Source organism: Streptomyces murinus (assembly GCF_002154555.1).
GTDB classification, from domain to species: domain Bacteria; phylum Actinomycetota; class Actinomycetes; order Streptomycetales; family Streptomycetaceae; genus Streptomyces; species Streptomyces murinus.
In genome coordinates, this window is sequence record NZ_MUNF01000560.1 from 1 (window position 1) to 7,084 (window position 7,084).

Genomic DNA, 7,084 nt, shown 5'->3' on the forward strand with positions numbered 1-7,084 from the left:
AGCGCGTGCTCCCGCGCGCTGTCGATGACGTCCTGCGCCTCGGCGGGTTCACCGATGCGGACCAGTGCCTCGGCGAGGTCGCCCTGCCAGCGGCCGCGGGCCGGGTCGGTGATGCCGAGGCCCAGTTCCAGGCTGCGCACCCGGCGCAGCGAGCGCACGGTGCCCGCCGGGTCCCCGGCCACCAACTGGGCGTACCCGAGGGCGCCCAGGGCCCGCGAGAGGTACATCTGGTCGCCGTCCTCCTCGGCGTGCTCCACCGCCTCCCGGGCGAGGGTGAGCGCCCGGTCCACGTCCCCGCCGGACGCCTCCGCGAGCGAGGTGAGCATGGCCGAGGCGGTCTCGCCGATCCCGGAGTCCCGGGCGAGCTTGAGGCCCTCGCGGGCGAGGTCGAGGGCGCGGCCGCAGTGCCCGGCGCGCAGTTCGGTCTCGGCCAGGCCGCGCAGGAAGTGCACCTCGCTCTCCACCGAGCCGTGCCGGCGCACCTCGCGCAGCAGCCCGGTGACGGTGGCCCGCGCCTCGGCCAGCTGGTCGCCCATGACCAGCCAGCGGAACCGGGCGCTGCCCGCCCCGTTGTGATGCCAGGCCACCCGCGGGTCCTGGGGTTCGCGCAGCGCCCGCTTGATGGTGCGAGGCGCCTCCGGATGGCCCATCAGGGTCTCGGTCTGCGCCTGGAAGGCGAGGGCGAGCAGCTCGGTGCGCCGGTCCTTGCTGCGCGCGGCCAGTTCGGCGGCGTGCGCGGCGGCGTCCCGGGCCGCGGTGAAGTCGCCCTCCACGATCAGCGCCCGCCAGCCCAGCTGGTAGTGGACCAGGGCGAGCAGCCGCGGGTCGTCGCCCGCGTCCGCGAGGGCCTGCGGGAAGAGGGCGTCGACCTCGGCCATGGTGTGGCCCGCGGTGTCGATGACGATGATCCAGGCGCGCACCCGTTCGGCGGGCACGCTCGCCCGCTTGAGCACCTCGCGGGCGATGTCCCGGGCGAGGTCCACCTCGCCCGCGGTGATGGCGTCCTCGGCGGCGCCGAGCCGGCGTTCCTCCGGGCTGGGCACGCTGTCCACCGGGGTGTGCCGGGCGGCCAGCAGCCCCAGCTGGGCGGCGACCGAGGGCGCGCCGCGGTCCCGGGCGAGGGCGGCGGCCTCGGCGAGCCGGGCGGCGACCTCCGGGTCGGCGCCGGTGGTGGCGAGGGCGAGGTGCCGGGCCCGCTCGATGGGGTCGGAGGCGGCCGTGGACAGCGCCGCGTGCGCGGCCCGCCGTTCCTGCGCGGGCGCCTCCGCGTACAGCGCGGCGGAGATGAGGGGATGCGCGAAGCGTACGGCGGGCGCGTCCGACTCCGTTGCCAGCAGCCCCAGTTCGGCGGCCTGGGCGCACTCCGCCTCGGCGTTCTCCCGGCCCGCCGCGTGCAGCAGCGCCGGGGTGGGCCGGGCGCCGGCGCTGGCCACCAGCAGGGTGCGGCGGGCCTCCACGGACAGCATGTCCAGGCGGCTGAGCACCAGGGCGCGCAGCGAGGTGGGCACCGGCAGCGGCTCGCCGGGCCGGGGCGGGGTGGGGCTCTCGGCGAGGGCGCGGCCGAGTTCGAGCGCGAACAGCGGGTTGCCGCCGCTGGTGCGGTGCACCTCGCGGACCGTGGAGCGGGACAGTGCCCCGTGGCCGCGGTGGCCGAGCAGCTCGGCGATCCGGGTGTGCGAGAGCGGCCCGAGCCGCAGGGCGAGGGTGTCCGGCGGGCAGGACCGCAGATGGCGGTCGTACTCCTGGCTGTCCTGGCCCTCCGTCCGTACGGCGCACAGGAGTTGGACCGGGGTGCCGCCGAGCCGGCGGGCGGCGAAGCCGAGCAGTTCGGCGCTGGCGGGATCCAGCCACTGGAGGTCGTCGGCGACGATCAGGACCGGTCCGCGGGCGGCGAGCGCGCGCAGCGCGGACAGCACCGCAAGGCGCAGGGCGAGGCCGTCGCGCTGGAGGGTGGACTCGCCGCGGCCGGTGAGCGCCGACTCCAGCGCGGTGCGCTGGGCGGCGGGCAGCCGGGGGCAGACGTCGTCCAGGACCAGGCCGAGGAGGTCGGCGAGGGCGAGGAACGGAAGGTGGGATTCGGACTCGGTCGCCGAGCAGCGCAGGACGATGTGCGCGGTCGAGGCGTATTCCTCGGCCAATGCCCGCAGGATGGTCGATTTCCCTATTCCGGCCGGTCCGTGGAGCAGCACACTGCCGCCGGAGGCGAGTTGGGCGCGGGCGGCGGCGCACACTTCCTCGCGGCCGATGACCAGGTCCGAGCGGCATCGGGCAGACTCCTGGAAGTCCCGTCGCACGGTCACCGCTCCCCTCGTATGTCGTGTCCGGACCAAATTCTAGGCAACGATCCTTGAAATTCGGACGGAAGCCGTGGTGAGGGAAATAACAAACGGTCAAGCATGAGGAAATTCAAAGCATCCGCGCATGAATGGGAAGGTTTCCTTCATGTCTCGGGGGGCTACGGGAGCAACCCCGCCCGGCGTGCCGCGGTCACCGCCTCCCCCCGCGTGTGTGCGCCCAACTTCCTCATCGCTGAACGCAGATACCCCTTGACGGTCTCCGGGCGCAACCCCAGCCGTTCGGCTACCGCGGCATTGGTCGCGCCCGCCGCCACCCAGGACAGCACGTCCAGTTCACGCGGCGCCAGAGCCGGTCCGCCGGCCGGCCGCGGCGCCGTCAACAGCCCGCAGGCGGCCAGCAGATCGGCACGCAGGACCGGATCGGTGATCCGGGGCGCGAGCGCCCGCAGCGCCGCGTGCGCCTCCCGCACCTGCTCCCAGGCGCCCGTACCGGCCCCGGTCTCGGGGCCCCCGGGCGCCCCCGCGTCCCCGAGGAGGCCCCGGCCCGCCGTCAGCAGCTCCCACGCCTCGTCCCGCAGTATCAGCGTCTGCTCCACGTCCCGCGCCACCGCGACCGCCGCGCCGAGCGCCCGGTCACCGAGCGGCTGGGCCGAACGCAGCGCGCCGTACAGCACCCCGCGCACCCGGCGCCGTACCACCACCGGGACCGCGAGCACCGAGCGGATGCCCTCGGCGGCCACCGGGATGTCGTACTCATGGCTGATGTGCCGGGAGCTGGAGTAGTCCGTCACCGCGCACGGCCGGGCCAGTGCCACCGCCTTGCCGCCCAGGCCGCTGCCCGAGCTCACCGCGAGGGAGCGCAGCGCGGCCGTCGCCGTACCGCTCAGCTCGCTGATGCGCACCTGCGGACGGCCGGACTCCACCAGCCCGCCGAAGGCGACCGGCAGCCCCGTCGCGCGCCGCAGCCTGAGCAGCGCACCGCGGATCTCCACCACCGTCACGGCCTCTGCTGTCACCTCATCGCTCCTTCGGTGCGGCTGATGTGCGGACCACACCCCCGTGCGCGCAGGGACCACACCCCCGTTCGGGGGTAGTGAGACCTGCATCACGGATTAGACGATGCCAGGGAGCCGCCCGGCAATGGTCGGGAACATAGGAGGACGACGGATGACGACGGCGACCGATGCCTTCAGGAACGCACGGGACTTCCTGCTGGCACACCGCGAGGACTATGCCACCGCCTACGACGGGTTCGCGTGGCCCCGGCCGGAGCACTTCAACTGGGCGCTGGACTGGTTCGACGTGATCGCCGCCGGCAACGACCGCACCGCGCTGCACATCGTGGAGGAGGACGGCCGCGAGATCCGGCTCTCCTTCGCCGAGCTGTCCGAGCGCTCCGACCGGATCGCGAACTGGCTGCGCGCGCGGGGCGTCGGCGCCGAGGACCGCGTCCTGGTCATGCTCGGCAACCAGGCCGAGCTGTGGGAGGTCATGCTGGCCGCGATGAAGCTGCGCGCGGTCGTCATCCCGGCCACCCCGCTGCTCGGCCCCGCCGACCTGTGCGACCGCGTCGAGCGCGGCCGGGTCCGGCATGTGCTGGTGCGGGCCGAGGACACCGCCAAGTTCGCCGAGGTGCCCGGCGCCTACACCCGGATCGCGGTCGGCGGCACACCGGAGCCGGACTGGCTGGCGTACGAGGACGCCTACGACGCCCCCGCCGGCTTCACGGCCGACGGGCCCACCCTCTCCGACGACCCGCTGATGCTCTACTTCACCTCGGGCACCACCGCCCGCCCCAAGCTGGTCGAGCACACCCATGTCTCTTACCCCATCGGCCACTTGGCGACCATGTACTGGGTCGGCCTGAAGCCCGGCGACGTCCATCTGAACATCTCCTCGCCCGGCTGGGCCAAGCACGCCTGGTCCAACCTGTTCGCCCCGTGGAACGCCGAGGCGACCGTCTTCATCTTCAACTACACGAGGTTCGACGCGGGTCGGCTGATGGCCGAGATGGACCGCGCCGGGGTCACCACCTTCTGCGCCCCACCGACCGTGTGGCGCATGCTCATCCAAGCCGACCTCGGCCAACTGCGCACGCCGCCACGCGAGGTGGTGGCCGCGGGCGAGCCGCTCAATCCCGAGGTCATCGAACAGGTGCGCCGCGCCTGGGGGTTGACGATCCGGGACGGTTTCGGGCAGACCGAGACCGCGGTCCAGGTCTCCAACGCCCCCGGCCAGCGGCTGAAGACCGGCTCCATGGGCCGCCCCAGCCCCGGCTACAAGGTGGAGCTCCTCGACCCGGTCACCGGTGCGCCCGGCGCCACCGAGGGCGAGATCGCGCTCGATCTCGCCGAGCCGCCCATCGGGCTGATGGCCGGCTACCACGGCGACCCGGACCGCACCGCCGAGGCCATGGCGGGCGGCTACTACCGCACCGGCGACATCGCGGCCCGCGACGAGGACGGCTACCTCACCTACATCGGCCGCGCCGACGACGTCTTCAAGGCGTCCGACTACAAGATCAGCCCCTTCGAGCTGGAGAGTGCGCTGCTGGAGCACCCGGCGGTGGCCGAGGCCGCCGTGGTGCCCGCCCCGGACGAGCTGCGGCTCGCGGTGCCCAAGGCGTACATCGTCCTCGCCGAGGGCTATGAGCCGGGACCCGACACCGCCAAGGTGATCTTCGAGCACTCCCGTCAGGTGCTCGCCCCCTACAAGCGCGTCCGCCGCCTGGAGTTCGGCGTGCTGCCCAAGACCGTCTCCGGCAAGATCCGCCGCATCGAGCTGCGCGAGGCCACCGCGCAGGGCTCGGCGGACGAGTACCGCGAGGAGGACTTCCGGTGAGCGAGGGACTTCTGGTGAACGGGGGACTTCCGGCGAGCGCCCCGGGGCTGTCGTACGCGCACGGGACGGGGACCACCGCGCTGCTCGGCGAGACCATCGGCGCCAACCTCGCCCGTACGGCGCGGACCTGGCCGGATCGCGAGGCCCTGGTCGACGTGGCGGCCGGCCGCCGCTGGACGTACGCCGCCTTCGACGCCGATGTGGACCGGCTCGCCCGCGCGCTGCTGGCGAGCGGCATCGCCAAGGGCGACCGGGTGGGCATCTGGGCGGTCAACCGCGCCGAGTGGGTGCTCGTGCAGTACGCCACCGCGCGCGTCGGCGCCGTCATGGTCAACATCAACCCGGCCTACCGCACCCACGAGGTGCGGTTCGTCCTCCGCCAGGCGGGCGTACGGCTGCTGTTCGCCTCCCTCAGCCACAAGAGCAGCGACTACCGGTCCATGGTCGAGGAGGTCCGCGGCGACTGCCACGAGCTGCGCGAGGTGGTCTACCTCGGGGACCCCGGCTGGGCGGCGTTCACCGCGCGCGGCGAGACCGGCGACCGGAGCGAACTGACGGCGCGGGAAGCGGAGTTGTCCTGCGACGACCCGATCAACATCCAGTACACCTCGGGCACCACCGGCTTCCCCAAGGGCGCCACCCTCTCCCACCACAACATCCTCAACAACGGCTACTTCGTGGGGGAGTTGGTCAAGTACTCGGAGCAGGACCGGATCTGCGTCCCGGTCCCCTTCTACCACTGCTTCGGCATGGTGATGGCCAACCTGGCGGCCACCTCGCACGGCGCCTGCATGGTGATCCCGGCCCCGTCCTTCGAACCGAGGGCCAGTCTGGAGGCGGTGCAGCGGGAGCGGTGCACCTCCCTGTACGGCGTCCCGACCATGTTCATCGCCGAGCTGAACCTGCCGGACTTCGCCTCGTACGACCTCTCCACCCTGCGCACCGGCATCATGGCGGGCTCGCCCTGCCCGGTGGAGGTGATGAAGCGGGTCGTCGCCGAGATGCACATGGCCGAGGTCGCCATCTGCTACGGCATGACCGAGACCTCGCCGGTGTCCCTCCAGACCCGCACCGACGACGACCTGGAGCACCGCACCGCCACCGTCGGCCGTGTCCTGCCCCACCTTGAGGTCAAGATCGTCGACCCGGCCACCGGGGTCACCCAACCGCGCGGCAGGACCGGCGAGTTGTGCACCCGCGGTTACAGCGTGATGCTCGGCTACTGGGACGAGCCCGAGAAGAGCGCCGAGGTCATCGACGCGGGCCGCTGGATGCACACCGGGGACCTCGCGATGATGCGCGAGGACGGGTATGTGGAGATCGTCGGCCGGATCAAGGACATGATCATCCGGGGCGGCGAGAACATCTACCCGCGCGAGATCGAGGAGTTCCTCTACGCCCACCCGAAGATCAGGGACGTACAGGTCGTCGGGGTGCCGGACGAGAAGTACGGCGAGGAGGTGCTGGCCTGTGTGATCCCGCACGACGGGGGCGACCCGCTGACCCTGGAGGAGCTGCACGCCTTCTGCCGGGGGCGGCTCGCGCACTACAAGGTGCCGAGCAGGCTCAGCCTCCTCGACGCCTTCCCGATGACGGTGTCGGGGAAGGTGCGGAAGATCGAACTGCGGGAGCGGTACCGGGACTGAGTGCTGCCCTCAGCCCCGTCGCGCGCGGCGCCCCGGTTCCGGGGCGCCGTCGGCGTTCAGCGCGTCCGCGGGGTCGTTCACCGGCTGCGGGACGCCCGCGAGGTCGAGGACGAACAGGGGTACGCCGAGCGAGTCCGCGCAGGCGCGGGCGGCGTCGCTGTACCCGGCGAGGGAGAAGTAGACGCAGTCGGCGGACTCCGTCATCGCGGTCAGCCACAGGCACTCCACGTCCCGGGGCGCGGCGGGCCGTACCGTCGGATCCACCTGGGCGAGCAGCCCCCGGGACGTGGAGTGCCTGTG

At 72.9% G+C, this 7,084-nt stretch carries 4 protein-coding genes and 1 pseudogene; 2 read left to right on the forward strand and 3 right to left on the reverse strand.

Features of this window, described 5'->3' with window-relative positions:
• Positions 1-2,300 (reverse strand): ATP-binding protein (locus CCN72_RS29650; RefSeq protein WP_208638136.1); only part of this gene is annotated, 2,300 nt, incomplete at its 3' end.
• A 155-nt stretch (positions 2,301-2,455) separates the two neighbouring features.
• Positions 2,456-3,403, reverse strand: coding sequence for a helix-turn-helix transcriptional regulator (locus CCN72_RS29655; protein WP_086811063.1), 948 nt, complete (start codon positions 3,401-3,403; stop codon positions 2,456-2,458).
• Positions 3,404-3,464: 61 nt separating this feature from the next.
• Between CCN72_RS29655 and CCN72_RS29660 the strand changes: the two genes are divergently transcribed.
• Complete coding sequence (locus CCN72_RS29660) at positions 3,465-5,138, forward strand: AMP-binding protein (RefSeq protein WP_086811065.1); 1,674 nt, start codon at positions 3,465-3,467, stop codon at positions 5,136-5,138.
• Complete coding sequence (locus CCN72_RS29665) at positions 5,135-6,784, forward strand: AMP-binding protein (protein WP_279630295.1); 1,650 nt, start codon at positions 5,135-5,137, stop codon at positions 6,782-6,784. The genes CCN72_RS29660 and CCN72_RS29665 overlap by 4 nt, the downstream gene beginning before the upstream one ends.
• Before the next feature lie 9 nt (positions 6,785-6,793).
• Here the strand turns inward: CCN72_RS29665 and CCN72_RS29670 are convergent.
• Positions 6,794-7,084: pseudogene (locus CCN72_RS29670) on the reverse strand (hypothetical protein); the annotation flags it as partial.

What these genes read in the sequence shown, in the direction of transcription:
- CCN72_RS29660 (WP_086811065.1), top strand. Translation starts at nt 3,465, where the DNA reads ATGACGACGGCGACCGATGCCTTCAGGAACGCACGGGACTTCCTGCTG.
- CCN72_RS29655 (WP_086811063.1), bottom strand. Translation starts at nt 3,403, where the DNA reads ATGCAGGTCTCACTACCCCCGAACGGGGGTGTGGTCCCTGCGCGCACG.